15 protein-coding genes are annotated in these 18060 nt (G+C 60.9%); 5 read left to right on the forward strand and 10 right to left on the reverse strand.

Annotated features, from left to right (window positions below):
- Positions 1 to 9: 9 nt before the first annotated feature.
- Genes ADU59_RS21365 through ADU59_RS21375 form a run of 4 tightly spaced genes read left to right on the forward strand, consistent with a single transcriptional unit; the run spans position 10 to position 4077 of the window.
- Entirely contained in the window at positions 10 to 1452 is a 1443-nt protein-coding gene (locus ADU59_RS21365; RefSeq protein ID WP_083198362.1) for an LLM class flavin-dependent oxidoreductase, read from the forward strand.
- Positions 1449 to 1586, forward strand: coding sequence for a hypothetical protein (locus tag ADU59_RS30725; RefSeq protein WP_158515746.1), 138 nt, complete (start codon positions 1449 to 1451; stop codon positions 1584 to 1586). Before ADU59_RS21365 ends, ADU59_RS30725 begins: the two co-directional genes overlap by 4 nt.
- Positions 1587 to 1603: 17 nt before the next feature.
- Positions 1604 to 2851, forward strand: a complete 1248-nt coding sequence (locus ADU59_RS21370; protein WP_083198363.1) for an acyl-CoA dehydrogenase family protein — start codon at positions 1604 to 1606, stop codon at positions 2849 to 2851.
- Positions 2848 to 4077: a GNAT family N-acetyltransferase gene (locus ADU59_RS21375; RefSeq protein ID WP_068956331.1), complete on the forward strand. Its 1230-nt coding sequence runs from the start codon at positions 2848 to 2850 to the stop codon at positions 4075 to 4077. The genes ADU59_RS21370 and ADU59_RS21375 overlap by 4 nt, the downstream gene beginning before the upstream one ends.
- A gap of 89 nt (positions 4078 to 4166) precedes the next feature.
- Here the strand turns inward: ADU59_RS21375 and ADU59_RS21380 are convergent, their stop codons facing one another.
- The 9 genes from ADU59_RS21380 to ADU59_RS21420 form a co-directional block, all read right to left on the reverse strand.
- Entirely contained in the window at positions 4167 to 5813 is a 1647-nt protein-coding gene (locus ADU59_RS21380; protein ID WP_068956333.1) for a Na/Pi cotransporter family protein, read from the reverse strand.
- A gap of 42 nt (positions 5814 to 5855) precedes the next feature.
- Positions 5856 to 6158, reverse strand: a complete 303-nt coding sequence (locus ADU59_RS21385) for a hypothetical protein (RefSeq protein WP_083198364.1) — start codon at positions 6156 to 6158, stop codon at positions 5856 to 5858.
- A gap of 2 nt (positions 6159 to 6160) precedes the next feature.
- Positions 6161 to 7885 (reverse strand): metallophosphoesterase family protein, encoded by a 1725-nt coding sequence (locus ADU59_RS21390; protein ID WP_068956335.1) that lies wholly within the window; start codon positions 7883 to 7885, stop codon positions 6161 to 6163.
- Positions 7872 to 8489: a dual specificity protein phosphatase family protein gene (locus tag ADU59_RS21395; RefSeq protein WP_068956555.1), complete on the reverse strand. Its 618-nt coding sequence runs from the start codon at positions 8487 to 8489 to the stop codon at positions 7872 to 7874. Before ADU59_RS21395 ends, ADU59_RS21390 begins: the two co-directional genes overlap by 14 nt.
- 79 nt (positions 8490 to 8568) lie before the next feature.
- Positions 8569 to 9696 carry an ABC transporter ATP-binding protein gene (locus tag ADU59_RS21400; RefSeq protein WP_068956337.1) on the reverse strand — a complete coding sequence of 376 codons (1128 nt, stop codon included), beginning with the start codon at positions 9694 to 9696 and terminating at the stop codon, positions 8569 to 8571.
- A 55-nt stretch (positions 9697 to 9751) separates the two neighbouring features.
- The gene (locus ADU59_RS21405; protein ID WP_083198379.1) at positions 9752 to 10972 is read right to left on the reverse strand and encodes an ABC transporter substrate-binding protein; all 1221 of its coding nucleotides are present in this window, start codon (positions 10970 to 10972) and stop codon (positions 9752 to 9754) included.
- A gap of 38 nt (positions 10973 to 11010) precedes the next feature.
- Entirely contained in the window at positions 11011 to 12828 is a 1818-nt protein-coding gene (locus ADU59_RS21410; RefSeq protein ID WP_068956341.1) for an ABC transporter permease, read from the reverse strand.
- Between the two features lie 79 nt (positions 12829 to 12907).
- Positions 12908 to 13747, reverse strand: a complete 840-nt coding sequence (locus ADU59_RS21415; protein ID WP_068956343.1) for an inositol monophosphatase family protein — start codon at positions 13745 to 13747, stop codon at positions 12908 to 12910.
- A 114-nt stretch (positions 13748 to 13861) separates the two neighbouring features.
- The gene (locus ADU59_RS21420; RefSeq protein ID WP_068956345.1) at positions 13862 to 14851 is read right to left on the reverse strand and encodes a LacI family DNA-binding transcriptional regulator; all 990 of its coding nucleotides are present in this window, start codon (positions 14849 to 14851) and stop codon (positions 13862 to 13864) included.
- A 541-nt stretch (positions 14852 to 15392) separates the two neighbouring features.
- On the opposite strand from ADU59_RS21420, the gene ADU59_RS21425 reads away from it, so the two are divergent.
- Positions 15393 to 16415 (forward strand): ABC transporter substrate-binding protein, encoded by a 1023-nt coding sequence (locus ADU59_RS21425; RefSeq protein ID WP_068956347.1) that lies wholly within the window; start codon positions 15393 to 15395, stop codon positions 16413 to 16415.
- Positions 16416 to 16566: 151 nt separating this feature from the next.
- Here the strand turns inward: ADU59_RS21425 and ADU59_RS21430 are convergent, their stop codons facing one another.
- The gene (locus tag ADU59_RS21430; protein WP_158515747.1) at positions 16567 to 17901 is read right to left on the reverse strand and encodes an MmgE/PrpD family protein; all 1335 of its coding nucleotides are present in this window, start codon (positions 17899 to 17901) and stop codon (positions 16567 to 16569) included.
- Between the last annotated feature and the right edge of the window lie 159 nt (positions 17902 to 18060).

Consider the following 18060-nt stretch of genomic DNA (forward strand, 5'->3'; position numbering starts at 1 on the left):
AGGCCGGAAATGAGCCAGTCGCAACAGAAAAAACCTATCGTCCTCAATGGCTTCGCGATGACGGTGCCGGCCCACGTCTCGGCCGGCGTCTGGCGTCATCCGTCCGATCGATCCCATGACTACACCAAGCTCTCCTACTGGACCGGGCTTGCGAGGCTGCTCGATGAAGGCGGTTTCGACAATCTTTTCATTGCCGATGCGCTGGGACCGCTCGACGTTTTCGGTGGCACCCCCGATGCTGCGCTGCGGACCGCCGCGCAGCAGCCGCTGAACGACCCCCTGGTTCTTGTCGCCGCCATGGCAGGCGCAACACGCCGTCTTGGTTTCGGCATAACGGTCTCCACCACCTACGAGCAGCCCTATCTTCTGGCGCGCAAGTTCTCGACGCTCGATCACCTGACCAAGGGCCGCATCGCCTGGAACGTCGTGACCTCCATTCTGGAATCGGCGGCGCGCAATCTGGGCCACGACCAGCAGATGGAGCACAACACGCGATACGACTATGCACAGGAGTTCCTCGAAGTTGCCTACAAGCTATGGGAAGGCTCCTGGGAAGACGATGCTCTGGTGCGCGACCGCAAGGCCGGGCTTTACACCGACCCGAGCAAGGTTCATCCCATCTTGCATGAAGGCAGGTTCTTCAAAGTGCCGGATGCGCATGTCACCGCACCCTCGCCGCAGCGTACACCGCTGATTTTTCAGGCCGGTACCTCGCCCCGCGGGCGTGAATTCGCGGCACGCAATGCCGAGGTGGTTTTTCTGGGGGGCACCAATCCCGCGCAGATCCGCGCCTCGGTCGACGCGATCCGTGCACGCGCCGTCGAACTCGGCCGCAGGGCGGACAGCCTGAGATTCATCACCGCTATCGCGGCAATTCCCGGCGAGACCGAGGCTGAAGCCCAGGCGAAATACCAGGACTACCTGAAGTACACCAGCATCGAGGCGGCACTTGCGCTCTTCTCGGCCTGGACCGGCGTCGATTGGGCGCAATACGATCTCGACCAGCCGCTGGAATATATCGAAACCAATGCCGGACGTTCGGCTCTGCGCGGTTTGACCGCGAAAGACTCGGAGCGCCGCTGGACGGTGCGCGATATTGCCGAGTACATCGGGGTCGGTGGCATCCATCCGAAGCTGATCGGCACCGGCGCACAGATCGCCGACCAGATGGAGGAACTGGCTGAAGCGGCCGGCGTCGATGGTTTCAATATCGCCTATGCCGTCAGTCCCGGTTCGTTCGAGGATTTCATCCGCCATGTCATTCCGGAATTGCGCGCCCGTGGACGTCTGACGGCGGAAGGTTCCGGGCGGACGCTGCGTGGCCGCCTGATCGGTACCGATCGTCTGGGCGAAGATCACCCGGGGGCCGCCTTCCGTTCGATCCGCAACGGACCTTCGGTGCTCGACCAGGACTACCGCGCAGCGACGGCCAAGGAGCGGCAACCGGCATGAGCGGCGCTATCCGTTGCGGTTTCGATCACGTCATCCTGCCGGGCCAGCCTCATCCCGAGGCGGTCCGGCATTTTGGCGAGGGGACTACTGCGCGGTTGCGCACCGACGGCCGTCTCGCACCATTCTCCCCATGAACTCCAAGGACATTCCAATGACTTCGCAAAATACAGGCGCCCATGCGGCGGACCTCTATGCCGGCATTCCCGAAGCCGAATTCGACCTCTGGAAGGCCAAGGCGCGCACGGTGGCAGACGAGCTCGCCCGCACCATCATTGCGCGCGATCAGGCCAACAAGGACCCGCACGAAGAAATCAAACTGCTGCGCGAGGCCGGGCTGCTCGGCCTTGCCGCGCCGCGCTCGCTTGGCGGCACGGGCGCAAGTCTGCTGCAGGCCATGGAGATCGTCCGCATCATTTCCGAGGCCGATGGTTCCATCGGGCAGCTCATCGCCTATCACTATTCGAATGGCGTCTGGACATATATTCTCGGCACGCCGGCGCAGTGGAAGGACACGATCCGTCATGTGGCAAAGGACGGCTGGTTCCAGGGCGGGGTTTCCAACCCGCGCGACCAGTGGTCCGAGATCGAGACGCGTGACGGCCGTTGGTTCATCTCCGGCAAACGCACCTTCGCGACGGGCACCGCGATTTCCCAGATTATAACGATCAGCCTCTGGCATCAGGGTAAACGGGTCCATTACCAGGTCCCGACGAACCGTGAAGGCATCTCCTTTGGAGACGACTGGGACAATCTCGGCCAGCGTCTCACCGCCTCGGGCTCGGTCACGTTCAACGACGTCGAGCTGTTCGAACACGAGCGCCTCTCCGGCCTCGACGACTGGCCCGGCGATGCAAACCAGCGCGACGGTCTGCGTCCGATCTTCAGCCAGATCATTTTCGCACACTTCTATCTCGGCATCGCCGAAGGCGCGCTGAAGGCGGCCGAGGCCTATGTGCGCGAGCAGGGACGGCCCTGGCCGGAATCCGGCCTGCAATCTGCCGTCGACGACCCCTACAATCTTGCCATTCTCGGCCGTCTTTCCGCCCGTATCGAGGCCGGCATTGCCCTGGCTGATCGGGCAACGGCCGCCTTCGAGAAAGCCCTGTTCCAGGGTCCTGCCCTTGCGGTCGAGGCTTGGGGCCGCCTTGCCGTGCTGATCGACCAGGCCAAGGTCGTTGCAAACGATGTCACGCTGGAGACCACTGCAAAGATCTTCGAGGTGACGGGCGGACGCTCCACCGCCAACAAGTGGGGCTTGGATCATTTCTGGCGCAATGCCCGCACCCATACGGTCCACGATCCGGTCTCCTATCGCGCCCGCGAGATCGGACACGCCAGACTGACTCAGTCCTGGCCGCAGCCGCGAGTTTACACCGAGCCGCCAAAGGCCAAGCCATGACGATTTCGCCCGCGGACCTGCAGATCCGCACGATCGAAAGTCTGGAGGAGCGGCGCCAGGCCTTTGCGCTCTTCCGTCAGGCCATGCTCGGTATTGGGGATATCGGGCGTACCGATCCCGATGCCGAAGCACGCTATCTCGGTGACGGTCAGCTGTTCGGGGCATTCGATGGCACGGTGCTGCTCGGCACGGTCAACGGGTTTGATTCCGGCATCGCCGTGCCGGGCGGCAAGCGTCTTCGCCATCTCGGCGTAACCCATGTCGGCGTCGCCCCGCAGGCGACCCGCCGGGGCGTTGCCCGCCAGTTGCTTGTCACGCAGCTGCGGCATGCTCGCGCTGCAGGATATGCGGTTGCGGGTTTGCGCGCCTCAGATGCCCGTATTTATGAACGTTATGGTTATGGGGTGGCGTCCTGGTCGGTGCGTCATGAGCTTGATCTTACCCGCACGGAACTTGCGGTAGGCACGCCACGCGAGGAGCTCCGGCCTGTCGATGCCACCGAAAGTTTCCCGCTGTTCCGCCGTATAGTCGACAGCGAGCCCTCCCCGAGGGCCGCAACGGTGACGCGTTGGGACGGCTGGTGGACCATCCAGGCGTTTCGAACGCGACATGGCGCACTCCCCCATCACGCGGTCGTTTACGGCGCGGAAGGCAGCGAACGCGGTTATCTGCGTTTTCACACCGAAGCCTCCGACAACTGGTTCACCTCGCAATCCAGAACCATCATCGTCGACGATCTTGTCGCCCATGATGGGGAAGCCTGGCGGGCCTTGATCGGCCACCTGTTCGCACAGGACATTCTGCATCGCGCCATTTTCCCCTCGCGTCCGGTCGATGATCCGTTGCCTCTGTTGCTCAAGGATCCGCGTGCGCTCACGGTTTCCGGCCTGCGAGACGAAAGCTGGGTTCGTCCCCTCGATCTCGAAACGCTGCTTGCCGCCCGTCCGCTTGCTCACGGCCGCCCGGTGGTGATCGAGGTGCAAGATCCGATCCTGCCCGAAAATTCAGGGCGCTGGCTCCTTGGCGATGGGCATCCTGCACGCAGTAACCGGCCAGCGGATGCGCGTCTTGCGATCGGCGATCTCGGCGCCCTCATTTTCGGCGCATACACGCCGGCGGCGCTTGACGCGGCGGGCCGTCTCCAGGGAGCATCGGCGGAAACCATCGCGGCACTCGAGGATTTGCTTCACGTCGACCGAAAACCGCATTCGGGTATTACATTCTGAGGCCGGATCCTGGTTGCGACGGGGAGACCGGGATGAGATCGACCATGCTGACCGGGATAGCCCATGCGGTGGAAGCCATAACCGCTTCGTTACGGCACAGCCGTTCGAAGGCGGCTCTCGATCAGCAGCCCGCTCGCATCCATAATCGGGTGCGCCACAGAGACGATGTGCGCATTGATCCGCTTCAAGTCCCGAAGTATGTCGAGATGAAGCGAGCTGGTCTGCAAACTATCCGTCCTGCCGTCGCGCAGGCGCGCGAAATGGCGTTCGGAGGATTGTTTCTCAAGCAGACGAACCTCGACCTTCACCTCCATCAGCTGGCGCGCAAGATCGGCGTCGCGCGTAACGAAGATCGTCTGCGCAATGCGCAGATTGTCAATCGTCATCTCAAAAAGCGTCTGGAGCTCCAGATAGCCGGCCTCGGAGAATTTCAGGCCAAGCGAAACCTTCTTGTTAACCTGTTCCAGCAATCCCTTTTCGATGATGTCGCCGATATGTTCCAGGTTGATGGCATAGTCGATGATGACGATGGAGCGGCGGCCGTTGTCATCGTCCAAACCCTGCCGGCCCAGTTTTGAAAGATAGATCTTGACCTCCTGTTGCAGGCCGTCGACGCTTTTCTCGAGGGCTGGTATTGTCTTCAGCCGGGTGAGATCATTCTGCTGAAAAGCATCGGAAGCCCGGGTCAGCATACGTTCGATAAGATCGCCAATGCCCAAAACCTCGCGGGTCGCATTTGCCAGCGCAACGACCGGGGCCGAAAGTGCCTGTTCATCGAGATATTTGGGCCCGTTGTCCTGCTGCGGGGCGTCCGGCACCAATCGCGGCATGAAGGCGGCGAGCAGCCCGGTCAACGGCCAGGCGACCGCCGCGAGCAGTATGTTGAAGATCAGATGCGCCTCAACCGGCAATTTGGCCGGTGACAATGGCAGCGTCCCGAGCAGATCGGCGCCGTAGCCCGCGAGCGGCAGGGCAACCAGACAGCCAATCGTCCGCACGATGAGATTTCCCAGCGTGATACGCCGCGCCGAAGCCGCGCCATCCAGCGTCGCCACGACGGGCGCTATTGCGCCGCCGAGATTGGCACCGAGCACGAGAACGATGATCAGCCCCGCGGACAGAATACCCGTGGCGGCAAGCGACAGGATGAGAACGACGACCGCCAGGCTCGATGACGACACGAATGCGAGCATGGCCGAGAAAGCCAGCGCGACAGGCCAGGCATTATCAAGCAACCGGATGAACGCCGCCAGCGCCGGAGAAGCCCGCATCGGTTCCGTCGCATTGCCGAGAAGATGAAGGGAAAGCAGCATCAGGCCGATCCCGATCAGCGCCGTACCGCCGCCTTGCCGCGCGCTGGTGGCACCCCGATAGAGAATGATGCCCATTAGAATGGCAAGCGGCGACAGCCATTCGATGCCGGTTGCAACGATCCACGCCGTAACGGCCGTGCCGATATTCGCGCCAAGAAGAACGATCTGCGCCATGCGCGGCTGGACTAGGCTGCGCTCGACGAACGACGCCACCATGAGCGCGGTCGCGGTTGAACTTTGAAGCGCGACGGTTGCCACAAAACCGGAGATGAAGGCGCGCAGCCCGCTGCGCGTGCCGCTTGCCAGCCCTGTGCGCAGGCGCGCGCCGAAAGCACGGGAGACACCGTCCTTGACCTGCGCCAGGCCGAACAGGAGAAGCGCCACAGCCCCGAAAAGGTTGATCATGACAGCAATGGATTGCATGGAACGTCCTTTATCCCCGGCGAAGGCGCGGGTCAGCAACCGCTATTCGATGTGCTTCTGACTGTTGGCTGCCCGCCGCAACTCCTCGCGAAAAAGCCGCCGGTATTCCGAATATTGACGGAAGCCCAGGGTCGCGATCAGCCGCATGACCGATTGCGGCGAAACCCCGGCCTGCACGGCAACGCGTCGTGCACTTGCAAATGCCACATCGTAAGGATTGGACAGGCAATAGAGCAGGACCTTGCCGAGACAGCCGCGGGGATCGATGCCCTGCCTGTACCACGCATGGTTCAACTCGATCAGATCCGAAGGCGGCAAACCGTCGCCCGGTGCGTCGAACGCCACGATCAGACCTCCTCCAAAACAGTAGCGACAACCGTTGCCTGCCTGCATTCGGCATTGCCGGCGCGCTCCAGCGACCGCCCCAGAACGGCGAAGAAATTGATGGCAAAGGAGGTAAGCGAAACAGGCGCCGTGGCAGGCACGGCCCCGCCGAATGTCTGCGCAACGAAACGATAGATCTCGATCCGCTGCGGCAGGATGAATGGCAAGGCAAGTGCCCCGCCCTGCCGCAGGCAATACCAGTCAGTGACCAGCTCCATCATCGAACAGGCGCGCAGGGCGCTGATCGAAAGTCCATATCCTGTCGCTTTCGCATCGAGGCGTGCAACGGCATCGGCCGGATCACCGGTCATCGCCAGGCAAATTTCCGCCACATCGGCTGTTGCGAAAACCTCGGCGATATCAAGCGGCCACTCCTTGGGAACATAACGATGTTCGACCAGGGCTCGCGTGTGTGCGTAAAGGAACGCGCCATAGCTCTTTGCGTCGAAAGCCGCATCGGGCGCCGCGCCGAGCGTCTTGCATTCCCGACGGTACAACGAAACGATGCGGGGATCGGGCAACAACACGGAAAGCCCAACCGTTTCGACATCCGGCACGCTCTTTCCCGGGCGAACGATTTTGAAGGCTGGAGGAAAGGCCACAAGCGAGGGCACCGCGATATTGCTCAAGGTACCGCTTCCGGCCTTGCGGTGCGTTGTGCCATTCACGTGCAGATGACCGCTGAAATGCGCCGTCATGCCGGCACCGATCAACGCTTTCGCAACGGCGGCACCCGGTCTGCGTTTCACAACATTGGTATCGCCGAATAAGGCCGCTTCGGACCCGGTCGTATCATCGAATGGGTCGATGACGGGATAGTGGGAAAATGCCAGCACGGTTTTTCCGAGCTGTTCGGCTCGCCTGTGAACATCCGCGATCCAATCGATGAGAAAGGGTTTCAACCGGAGCACGGCATTCCATCCGGCAGCGGTACTGTCGATGAAGGTCTCTTCCCGCAAAGGGTCCGTCTCCCCATTGCGCGGTTCGAAGACATTGGCGTCGATCATCAGCAGCCAAAGGCCATCTTCCGGCTCGACCAGGTAGGACGCATCCATCAGGCTGAACGTGGTTTTTCCGTCCTGCGACGAAACGGTGTACTGCCGTGCGGTGACACTGTCGGATGGACCGAACGGCGTTTCCCAGTGCAGATATTCGGAACGGCGGAACAGGCCAAAACCAGCCATCGGCAACAGGCCCGCGGGATAGCCCTCGCAATACATCCTGTCGCTCAGGACCGATGCCGTTGGATTGTGTGCCGCAACAGTTGCATCGCTGGTCACGGCGACCAATGCGCCAGCTTCTGTCAGAAAGCCTTTCGACTGATGCCGGCCGTGAGGTCCGAAGGCATCGTGATTGCCCGGAATGGCGTAAAAAGAAAGTTGATGCCGTTGCCGGTAAGTTTCCAGCAGATGGACAACGGCAGCCGTCGTCTGCCGTTGTCCATCGTCGGTATAATCACCGAGCAGAACGACATGCCGGATGCCACGGCTGGCGATGTCATCGAGTGCGGCCCGGAGAGCCCGGAAGCTCTCGTTGAAAACGCGGGTCGAGGCGCGGGTCTCTACCCAGCTGCGAACCGTCAGCCTCTGCCCGGCAATTTGGGCGCCGGCGAAACCGTAGTCGCCCTCGAGATCGTGAAAATGCGCGTCGGCGATGACTGCCACCGCGGGCAGATCAGTGGCCCCCATCGGCCGCTCTCCTGCCCTCGATGAGATCGATCCAGTCGGATGCCCGCCTTGCCGCATCGTAGAGCATCGGCTTGGGCGTTTCGAACCATTCGTCCTGCCGCAATTCCCGCTTGTCGCGGATATGAGCGATCGCCGCATCCAGCGTCGGGAAAAGATCGGGCTGCTGCTTGTGCAGGAACAGGCCGACCAGCGAAACGGACCGGCTGCGGCCGCTGCGGCAGTTGACCAGCACGTTGCCGCCGTCCTTGAACGGATAGGTCTCGCGCTTGGGGAGCTGCTGGTTGAGCGCTCCGTGTAGAATGTAATAGCCACCCAACATCATCGTGTCCGGGCTGCCGCCGCCATCGATCATGCCGAGCTTGTAGTATCGGATATCCGAATAACCGCTGGCGCAGCGTTCGCCTTCTTCGGGCATGCTTGGATTTCGCACGAAGTTGACGTCGAGGTTGATCGCGCAGTTGACGACGATACTGATGCCGTGCGCCTTCAGCAGCCCGAGATCCCGCGCACCGTCCAGCCCTCCGATGTAGAGAGCGGAATTGTGCGGCGAAAGGCCTTCGGTGATCAGGCTGATTGCCGGTCGAGCATATACCGGAGCGTCCATGTCCATTCCTTTTTCCGAAAGGCACCGGCCTTCGTGCCGGTACCCTTCTGTATCGATCTTGTCTGGTGGATCTGCGTCTTCAGGCAGCGTTCGAGCGCATTTTGGCATCCACCGGCGTGTTGATGATCTTTCCCGTATGCGGGTCGAACATCATGATATTTTCCGGGTCGAATTCGAGCCAGATCTTGCGGTTCGGCCAGCTTTCGACAAAGCGCGGGATAAGAGCTGTTATCGGCATCCCGTGCGCCGACAGGGACAGGATGGTCTGGGACCCTGTCGGCTGAACAACGTCCACTTCTGCCGGAAGCGCGTTCACCGCCGGCGCGTCGAGCAGATTGAGGCGCTCCGGCCGGATTGCGAACTTGATCGGCCCTTCCGCCCGCGCGACCTGATGCTTCAGGACAATCCCCGTTTCGTGAATGCGGATGATGCTCTTGCCGTCGCGCTGTTCGAGGTTGCCGTCGAAAACATTGATGCGAGGATCGCCGATGAACTCGGCAACGAAGAGATTGGCGGGCTCGTGATAAATCTCATAGGGGCTGCCGATCTGCTGGATCAGCCCGTCCTTCATCACCACGATGATGTCGGACATGGTCAGCGCCTCGACCTGATCATGCGTGACGTAGACGGTGGTGGCCCCGAGGTCACGCGATAGCCGCTTGAGCTCGGTGCGCATCTCGGTGCGAAGCACGGCATCGAGGTTGGAAAGCGGTTCGTCCATCAGGAGAATGGAATTGCGGGCCGCAATCAACCGGGCGACGGCGACCCGCTGCTGCTGGCCGCCGGAAAGCTCGGACGGAAAGCGCCCCTCATAGCCTTCCAGCTGAACCTTGTGCAGCGCCTCGCCCAGCCGTTCGGCGATCTCGTCCTTCGGGCGTTTGGCCTGATGCAGCGCCAGCGTGATATTCCTGTCGACCTTCATGTTGGGCCAGAGCGCATAGCTCTGAAAAATGAAGCCGAGGCCACGTTTTTCCGGCGGCACGAAATGTCCGCCCCGTCCCGAATAGACCGTCTTGCCGGCGAGCGTCAGCTCACCGGACGACGGCTGTTCCAGGCCTGCGATGATCCGCAGCGTCGTCGTCTTTCCGCAGCCCGACGGCCCCAGTAGCGTGACGAATTTTCCCTTCGGGATCTCCAGGTCGAGCGGCGGAATCGCCAGATGGGAGCCGTAGGACTTGGTTATGCCTTTCAAGGACACTTCGTTCATTTGAATTCCTCCCTAAGGGGACCGGGCCTCGTAAAGCGACCCGGTCTTTTGACGTCTATTGGCTCGTTTCGACGACCCAGAAGTCGTTGACGGCTGCAACATTGTCGCGCTGATACTCAGCCGATCCGAAAATCTTGCGGACATTCGGCCAGTTCTCGCCGCCCTTGGGCAGGGGAACATCCGTGCGCGGCGAAAAAGTGCCGACCTTGAAATAGGCGGCCATGCCCTGAAGCTTCTTCAGGCTCTCGCCTTCGCGATAGGGCTTTTCGAGCTTGGTATCAGGCGTCAGGTCCTTCGAGCCCATCTGGAACGCGATGAACAGCTTTGCCGCGTTGGGATGCGGCGATTGGCCGGCGATCGATACGTAGGTCGAGTAGGCAAAGACACCCGCGGGATCGATATCGTAGAGAATGGCATTGGCATAATCGTCGCTGCCATTCTTGTTGATATAGTGCATGCTGGAGAAGGTCACCGGCGGCTTTGCCTGCCCCTTGAGGCCGGAAGCCGTCGCCAGCTTGGAGCCGGAATCGTAGATGACGAGATCGTTCTTCAACAGCCGGTGCAAGAATTCGTAGCCCGCATTTTCCATGCCGTCCGAAAGCTCCAGCGGTTTGCCGGCGTGCTTTTCATAGGCCTTGGTGAAGTCATCGCCATGCTCGACGATGGAGGTCAGAAGAGCGAGCGACGTCAGCGACCCCAGCGGGCTCTTCATGGCAAACCGCTTGTTCCATTCCGGCTCCGTCAGTTGCCAGACATTGGTAACCGGCGGCGCGTCCTTGTAGGTGTCGGCATTGTACATCAGCACGGTGGCTTCGATCACCTGCGTCAAAAGCGGCTCGCGCAATTCGGCGGGGATCTTGTCCTCCAGGTAACGCGGCACGTAATTGACGATCCGGTGGTTCGGCAGGAGATCGTAAAACATCTGCGCAGTTCCGGCCGTGTTAACGACATCGACCGTGTAGATCCCCGCCTGCTGCTCACGGACGACCTTCTCGATCGTCTTTTCCGAGCCGAGGTCATAGGCGTTGACCTTGATCTCCGGGTAGAGCTTCATGAAATCCTCAGCCAGGGCGTTGACGGTCGAGGCAGACGAATAAATCGTCACCTCGCCTTCGGCCTTGGCCTTCCTGATGATCTCATCCCAGTTCTCTTCCCGGGGCTGGTTTGCGCCGAGTTCGGCGGTTTTCAGCCAGCTGTCGAAAGCGGCATCCTGGGCATAGGCCGTGGAGCCGATGATCCAGGCCGTCGCGGCGATCACCACGTGCCTCTTGAACATTCCCATACGAATTCCTCCTCCTTTTTCGGGTTGCCTCCTCAAGCGAACCCCATCTTCGTGTTTCGAAAAACCAGCCGGAACAGGATGTTGCAACCCACGACCAGCGTCACGAGCAGCAGGGTTGCCGCGCCGATCAGCTGTGGGACGTCGTCCGTCTGATAGGTGTAGATCACGCTTGCAAGGACCGCCGTCGATGGCGTCACCAGAAGGATGATCAAGGAAAGCTCGCGCATCGTGCCGATGAAGCTGAGTAGCATGCCCGATACCAGGCCGGATGCGGCCAGCGGCGCGACGATACGGCGAACCCGGCCGAACCAGCCGATCCCCTGTACCCGAGCCGATTCCTCCAGAGACTTGTCGATCTGCAGCATGGCGGCGATGCCGGTGCGCGATGTGTATGGCAGGTTCTTCACGGCGGCGATCAGCACGAGCAGCGCGAAGGTGCCGTACAGTGCGGGGATCGGCCCGACGGGCTGCGAGAACATGCCGATATAGATGGCGCCGAAAGCGACGGCCGGGAAGATATAGGGCAGGAATGCCGCCAGTTCGAGCGCACGTGACGACAGGCTGCCGCGGGTCCTGACCACGACGTAACCGATCAGAAAGCCGAGAATGCCGGTAGCAATGGCCGTAAAGAACGCCAGTCGAAGGCTGTTCCAGGCGGCGTGCAGGATCTGCGGGTTCTGGAAGACCCCCGCATAGAGCGCATTCACCCCGCCGCGAGCGCCGATCCAGTAGTGCAGCGTCAGGTTTGACAGATCATAGTTTCCGGCCGTGCGCGAAAGCGACTGCAGAATCAGCAGGCCAAGCGGCAGGACGACGGTCAGGCACATCAGCGCGACGACTAAGGCGAAGACCAGCCATCGCGCCCGCCCAAGGTCGATCTCACGCCGGCGAAACCCCTTGCCCGACATCGTCACGAAGCTCTTGCGCGCACCGATCATGCGCTGATTGATCCAGATGAACAGGATCGCCATGACGACAAGCACGAGAGCCAGAAGATAGCCGTCACCGACATTGCGCGAGCCGATCGCCGCATAGATCTGCGTCGGCAATACGAAATAGCGGATCGGCATTCCCAGAACGGCCGGCGTCCCGAAGGATCCGATAACACGGATGAACGTCATCACCACGGCGGAACCAACAGCCGGCAGAACGAGCGGAGCAGTGATCGAAACGAACTGCCGGAACCGTGACATACCCGCGATAGCGCCGGCTTCCTCGAGCTGACTGTCGACGGTGGCAAGCGAGCCGGAAATGATCAAGAAACCGTAGACATAATAATGGAGCGACAGGCAGATGATGATCGGCACGCCGCCGAACGCAATCCAGTCCGGGGGTTGGACACCGAAGAGATAGGCGAACACGCCGGAGGCACCACCGACGCGGTCGTTCTTGAAGAACGTGACCCAGGCGAGCGCCATCACCCATGACGGGAGCATGTAGGGCAGAATGACGGCTGTGTTGACGAATTCGCGAAATGGCACATTGGTGCGCACCACCACCCAGGCGAGTAGCGCTCCCAGCGTGAGGCAGATTGCTGTCGCCCCGAAGGCCGTGATCAGGGAATTGATAAATGGCTTGTAGAAGAGCGCCCAGGACATGCGGCTTCCAAAGACGCGCTCGTAGTGAAAAAGAGTGAACTCACCCTGCTGCCGTCCCGGCAGATAGGCAGAATCATAAGGCTGGACGGTGATCGTTTCCCGCACCAACTGGAACAGCGGCACGATCACCAGCAGTCCCAGAATGATCGCCATGCCAAGCGCGATGAGACGCTCGGGGGCGGAAATGAAATGCACCAGACGCCGGGCAAACCGTGCGCTGCCTCCACTCCCTGTTTCCGTGATGACTGCCATTGTCTCTCCTCCCGCGCGGCGCTCCAAGCCGCATGTCATTCCAGGACCGTCGTGCCGGCGGCCCCTCCTCCCTAATGGTTCAAGCCGCCTCGGTACTCGCGCGTGCGCCTGGCTGCTCCGCAAGCGGAATACGCACGGCCTCGCTGACACCGCCGGCAATTGCCGGAGCCGACGCCAGAACCGCGCCGCCCTCCTGCAGCGAACCGATCTCAAGAAAGGGGCAGACACGGCCGCCGGCTTCCGCCACCAGCAGAAGGCCCGCAATGCAATCCCAGGAGTTCATGTGCAACTCGACATAGGCATCGGAGCGGCCATCGGCGACGTAAGCCAGCGCCATTGCACCGGACCCGCTGCGGCGCACATTGGCGCCTTTGGCCAGCAAATTGCGCATGGCGTCGACATAGGCCTCGTTTGGAATGCGCGTAGACCAGCCAAGCTCGATGGATGCAGCGTCGAAACGGCTGGTCCGGGCTGCGGAAATCGGCCTGCCGTTGCACGTGGCCCCCTGCCCCGCACGCGCGAAATAAAGCTCGTCGAGCGGCGGGTTGTAGATCGCCGCCAGCTGCGGCACACCGTTTTCGAGATAACCGATCGAAATGCAGAAATGCGGGATGCCCCGGGCGAAATTTGCCGTTCCATCAATAGGATCGACCACCCAGACATTATCGAGGATCTGCCCGCCACTCTCTTCGCCGAAGAAACCATCCTTCGGGAAAGCCGCCTTGATGCGGTCGCGGATATGCGCCTCGGAAGCGGCATCGGTTTCCGTCAGAAAGTCCTGTGGACCCTTCATTGAAAAGGCGGCGGCGGAGCCATGCTGAAATCCTTCAAGGGCCAACGCACCGGCGGAAAGAATAACGTCGCGGCAAAGCGCTTCGCGGCCGTCGATATCGTCTGAATAGGCACGGCCTGCAGGCATCTGCGATTTTCTCCCAATGAACACGTGTGCAATATTGCACACGTGTTCATTGCGGACAACAGAAAAACGCGGCCATGCTGAAATTTGATTCATCTCTTTGAATACATTTAAAATTCAGCGCCTGACGGTCTGCCGCTCAACCAATGTGACAGGAACATTCTGGATAACCGACTGCCCATCTGCATGGTCAAGCGCTGCGAGAACCGCCTCCGTCAGCACCTCGAACGACTGAGCGATCGTCGTCAACTCGTAGCTCTTCCAGGACGCCTGCGGAATGTCGTCAAAGCCGATGACGGACAGATCGTCCGGAACGCTGCGCCCCATTTCATGTCGCGCCGCATCGAGAAAACCGAGGGCCATGAGATCCGTGACACAGAAGGCGCCATCGATCGCAGGATCGGCAAGCAGTTCGCGGGCCGCTTTCAACCCGGTTTCATAGGTTGTCGGGCCATCGTGCCAACCGACGACATCGATACCATCGTCTTTCATGATCCGGCCGAAGGCTTCGGCACGCCGGATCTGCGTCGGGGTTCCGCTGCCACTCGTCACCACGGCAACCTTGCGGCAGCGCGCATCCGTCAGCCGCCGGGCAGCCAGCGTCGCGCCCAGGATATCGTCACTGAGGATTACATCCGTGTCAGACCGTTCGAGCAGCCGGTTGATGACAATGAGCTTGACGCCGTTGGCAAGACATTCATCGACGATCGATGCGGGCGGCTCGCCAGAGAGAACGACGATGGCGCGGGCGCGAAATTCAAAGATCAGCTCGATCAGCGGAGCGATATCGCTGCGCGCGTCGGCGGCGTTCAGCAAAAGGCATTGCTGGCCCCGGCGCAACAATCCGAGACTCAGCATGTCGAGTTGCTTTGCGATGAAGGGGAGCGAAAGATTTGCTCCGACAACACCGACCAGGTTCGAGCTCGCATTGTTCAGGCCCTGGGCAAGCCTGTTCACGCGATACCCAAGCTCCTGCGCCGCCTTCAGCACCTTCCTGCGGACCTCGGGAGAGACACTTGCCCCTTCTGTGAACGTTCGTGAGACGGCAGAGCGTGACACGCCCGCTCGCTGGGCAACCTCAACGGATGTTACAAACGATTTTGCCATGGGGCCCCGACAGTGCTGCGCTCTTACTCGATACCGTCACTGTCACTAAGCCATCCTGCAACAGACTTCAATGCACACGTGTTCAGCGAGCATCGTAAACTTAACGTTGCGAGCACGAGATTCGAGAGGAGCGCTTTGGTTGGGCGTGCGATTTGACGCCGGACAGTGGGCTCAGCACAGGATCGGCGGATATCGCTCGGGGCGCGGCAGTGTCGAGACATCCTCGCCGCTTGCGGCGGCATTCTGGCACCCGAGGTACAGCGACTGAGCAGCAACACAGGAATGCGCACGTCATTTACCGCGATATTGGTCCAGAAACTTGAAATGGGGTCGCTGAGGGCCTGATTGCGATGATGCTTGCAGCCTTGGCGATCCTCCGTTGCGGTTCAGATCAAACGATCGGCCAGAATTGAAACGAAAAAATACGGAGTGGTGCTCGGCAGCTAGAACTAATGAACCGGTGCGGATTTTCTATGCGTTTCCTCCATCGCTGACATCTTAAAAACGGGGCGGAAACAGCCCGTCAAACGAGGAGAAAAACATGACCGCCGCCGATCCGGACCCGGGTGCCAAGGAGGCAGCTCCGAATGCCTCCCTCTTGGACCTGACGATATCCATCCGCACATATCCCTACACCAAGGCTCTGAAGTCGGGAGCGATCAAGGCGAAGGGCGTCAATCTCGATTTCATCGAGGTCGATCCGCAAATCGCCGCTTTCCGGCGCATGGTTCGCGACGTCGAGTTCGATATCTGCGAACTCGCCCCGACGACCTATATCATCGCCCGCGCTTACGGAGCCCCCTTCAAGGCCTTGCCGATCTTCTTCGGCCGCCGCTTTCACCATGACGGATTGATGGTGCGTCCGGACGCCGGCATCAACGCGCCGAAGGATCTCGAGGGCAAGAAAGTCGGCGTAAGGGCCTATTCGGTGACCACAGGCGTTTGGACCCGTGGTATCCTGGAAAACGAGTATGGGCTCGATACCTCCAAGGTCACCTGGTATGTCGATGACGAGGAACATGTAAGGGAGCTCCGGCTGCCATCCAACGTGCTCAACGTGCCGCCGGGCAAATCGCTGGCATCGATGATTGCCAGCGGCGAGCTCGACGCCGGTTTTAGCGGCAATGCCGGCATCGGACGCGAAGGGCCGCCGGTCGAGGGCTGGGGTGACAAACCACAGCGCGAGAAGCCGGTCTTACACGACCTGATGCCGAACGCAGCCTCCGAGGCCGAGGCGCACTACAAGCGCACCGGCATCTATCCCGTTCACAGCACGCTGGTGGTCAAGGATGAACTTCTGAACGCCCATCCGGATCTTGCGAAAAACCTCTACGACGCATTCCTGAAGGCGAAACAGGATTATGTCGCACAACTGCAAAGCGGAGCGGCTAGCGACAAGAAGGACAAGGAGTTTATCGACCTCAGCCGCATCGTCGGCGACGATCCCTTGCCCTACGGGCTGAAAGCCAACCGGCCGACGATCGAGGCGCTGATCGAATATGCTTACCAGCAGAAACTCATTCCACGCCGGATGGCTGCCGAGGATGTATTCCTCGACGTCTGAGAAGCCGAACGGCAGGCGGCCTCTCTCAAGGTCGCCTGCCGCCAACACTGCGTCCGAACATTCTGCGACAGGATGGGATACGGCCCACAGCCAAATCTGAGCTGTGCGCCTGACATGACCTCGTCACGAGGATGTCGCGCCGCCAATCCGGTTAAGGCAGCTGTAGAAGCGGACGCAGGGAGCGCACATCCGGTAAGGCTTCGATCGTCTGAAGTGCGTCAAGCAATGTGCTTGTCTTTGCCTGACCGAGAACGGGCTCCATCAATCCGCCAGCCTTCACCAGCAGCTCATCGCGCGTCATCGGATCCTCCGGCTGGCCACGCACATTCTGCGGGTTCCTCGTGAAAACGCGGCCGTCCCGCAATGTCAGCGTAATGATCGCATGTTCGCGCCGGTGCGCGCCCGGGCGCGGCTCGATGCGGATGCGGCTTCGCAAGGCCAGCACTTCCGGATCGGCCATGCGGTCGTTGTCGTGTACCGAGGCAAAGCTCACACCGCCGTCGATGATGAAGATCGACAGGAGATGTGAGAGATTGAGGTTCGGAACGGTGCTGTTGACGATAAGGACGCGCCGCTGCGGCAACGTCACAAGAATATCAGCGACATCATCAGCCGAAAACCGGTGTTGCCGCAGCAAGTCCTCAATAGAATCCAGCGCCGCCTGGGCCGGCGAACCGACGCACCACTTCTTGATGGCGGTGCGGGTGATCTCAAATCGCTCACCGAGCGCCTCGATCGCCAGGTCCGGTTTCGAGAATTCCCCATAACCGGAAAACAGTCCCGGCACGCCCTCCAACGGGGCGGTCGAGGCCGGTATGCCAGTGCGACCAAGCATGGCTGCCTTGACGCCATTGTGTGCCGGCAGCCCGCCGAAGACGAAGCCCTTCTCGATATGGGCGGGATCGCGCACCCAGCAGGTACTGCCAGAAGCCAGATGAACGGCGAAGGTGATCGTTCGCGCGCAGCCGGCGGCATCGAGCCCCATCAATGCCGCCGATGCCGATGCCGCGCCGAAAATGCCACCGAAGGAACAGTGATGGTAATGCTCCATGAAGCCGCCGCCGCCAAGCGCCATCGCGATGCGCGTGCCGACATCGTAGCCTGTCACGATCGCGCGCAGGAAGTCGGATCCCGAACTTCCCTGGACCTCACCGATCGCCAGCGCTGCGGGGATGACGGAGCAGCCGGGATGGGTAACCGAAAAACCGTGCGAATCGTCGGATTCATCGGCATGCGCAAACATTCCGTTGGCGAGAGCCGCAGTTTCAGCTGAAGCGACGAGATCTGTTGCAATCACCGTCGACTGCGCTTTGCCCGACAACTCGCGTACAAAAGCAATCGCCGCCGGTCCGGCCTCAAGCGTACTGCCGGAGACAATGGCTGCAACCGTATCGACAAGATGATGGATTGCGGCCTCGCGCACCGCTTCCGGCAACGGGCGTCCAGCAGAGCCGGCGATATAGGTTGCGATTGTGCTGGTAATCATGCTGGATTCCACGAATTTGAGTTTGCGCGACATCAAACCTTGCCTGCGTTTGGCGGTCGGCCTGCCGCGTTTGCTTTCGAGTTGGGTGAGGCTGATACCCGCGGCCAAAGGCACTTGGCTTGCCGAATGACCCGCGGAAACCTGCAGGAAATGCACTGC

The sequence above is a fragment of the Pararhizobium polonicum genome (genome assembly GCF_001687365.1).
Lineage (GTDB): Bacteria > Pseudomonadota > Alphaproteobacteria > Rhizobiales > Rhizobiaceae > Pararhizobium > Pararhizobium polonicum.

What these genes read in the sequence shown, in the direction of transcription:
- ADU59_RS21365 (WP_083198362.1), top strand. Translation starts at nt 10, where the DNA reads ATGAGCCAGTCGCAACAGAAAAAACCTATCGTCCTCAATGGCTTCGCG.
- ADU59_RS30725 (WP_158515746.1), top strand. Translation starts at nt 1,449, where the DNA reads ATGAGCGGCGCTATCCGTTGCGGTTTCGATCACGTCATCCTGCCGGGC.
- ADU59_RS21370 (WP_083198363.1), top strand. Translation starts at nt 1,604, where the DNA reads ATGACTTCGCAAAATACAGGCGCCCATGCGGCGGACCTCTATGCCGGC.
- ADU59_RS21375 (WP_068956331.1), top strand. Translation starts at nt 2,848, where the DNA reads ATGACGATTTCGCCCGCGGACCTGCAGATCCGCACGATCGAAAGTCTG.
- ADU59_RS21380 (WP_068956333.1), bottom strand. Translation starts at nt 5,813, where the DNA reads ATGCAATCCATTGCTGTCATGATCAACCTTTTCGGGGCTGTGGCGCTT.
- ADU59_RS21390 (WP_068956335.1), bottom strand. Translation starts at nt 7,885, where the DNA reads ATGGGGGCCACTGATCTGCCCGCGGTGGCAGTCATCGCCGACGCGCAT.
- ADU59_RS21395 (WP_068956555.1), bottom strand. Translation starts at nt 8,489, where the DNA reads ATGGACGCTCCGGTATATGCTCGACCGGCAATCAGCCTGATCACCGAA.
- ADU59_RS21400 (WP_068956337.1), bottom strand. Translation starts at nt 9,696, where the DNA reads ATGAACGAAGTGTCCTTGAAAGGCATAACCAAGTCCTACGGCTCCCAT.
- ADU59_RS21405 (WP_083198379.1), bottom strand. Translation starts at nt 10,972, where the DNA reads ATGTTCAAGAGGCACGTGGTGATCGCCGCGACGGCCTGGATCATCGGC.
- ADU59_RS21410 (WP_068956341.1), bottom strand. Translation starts at nt 12,828, where the DNA reads ATGGCAGTCATCACGGAAACAGGGAGTGGAGGCAGCGCACGGTTTGCC.
- ADU59_RS21415 (WP_068956343.1), bottom strand. Translation starts at nt 13,747, where the DNA reads ATGCCTGCAGGCCGTGCCTATTCAGACGATATCGACGGCCGCGAAGCG.
- ADU59_RS21420 (WP_068956345.1), bottom strand. Translation starts at nt 14,851, where the DNA reads ATGGCAAAATCGTTTGTAACATCCGTTGAGGTTGCCCAGCGAGCGGGC.
- ADU59_RS21425 (WP_068956347.1), top strand. Translation starts at nt 15,393, where the DNA reads ATGACCGCCGCCGATCCGGACCCGGGTGCCAAGGAGGCAGCTCCGAAT.
- ADU59_RS21430 (WP_158515747.1), bottom strand. Translation starts at nt 17,901, where the DNA reads ATGATTACCAGCACAATCGCAACCTATATCGCCGGCTCTGCTGGACGC.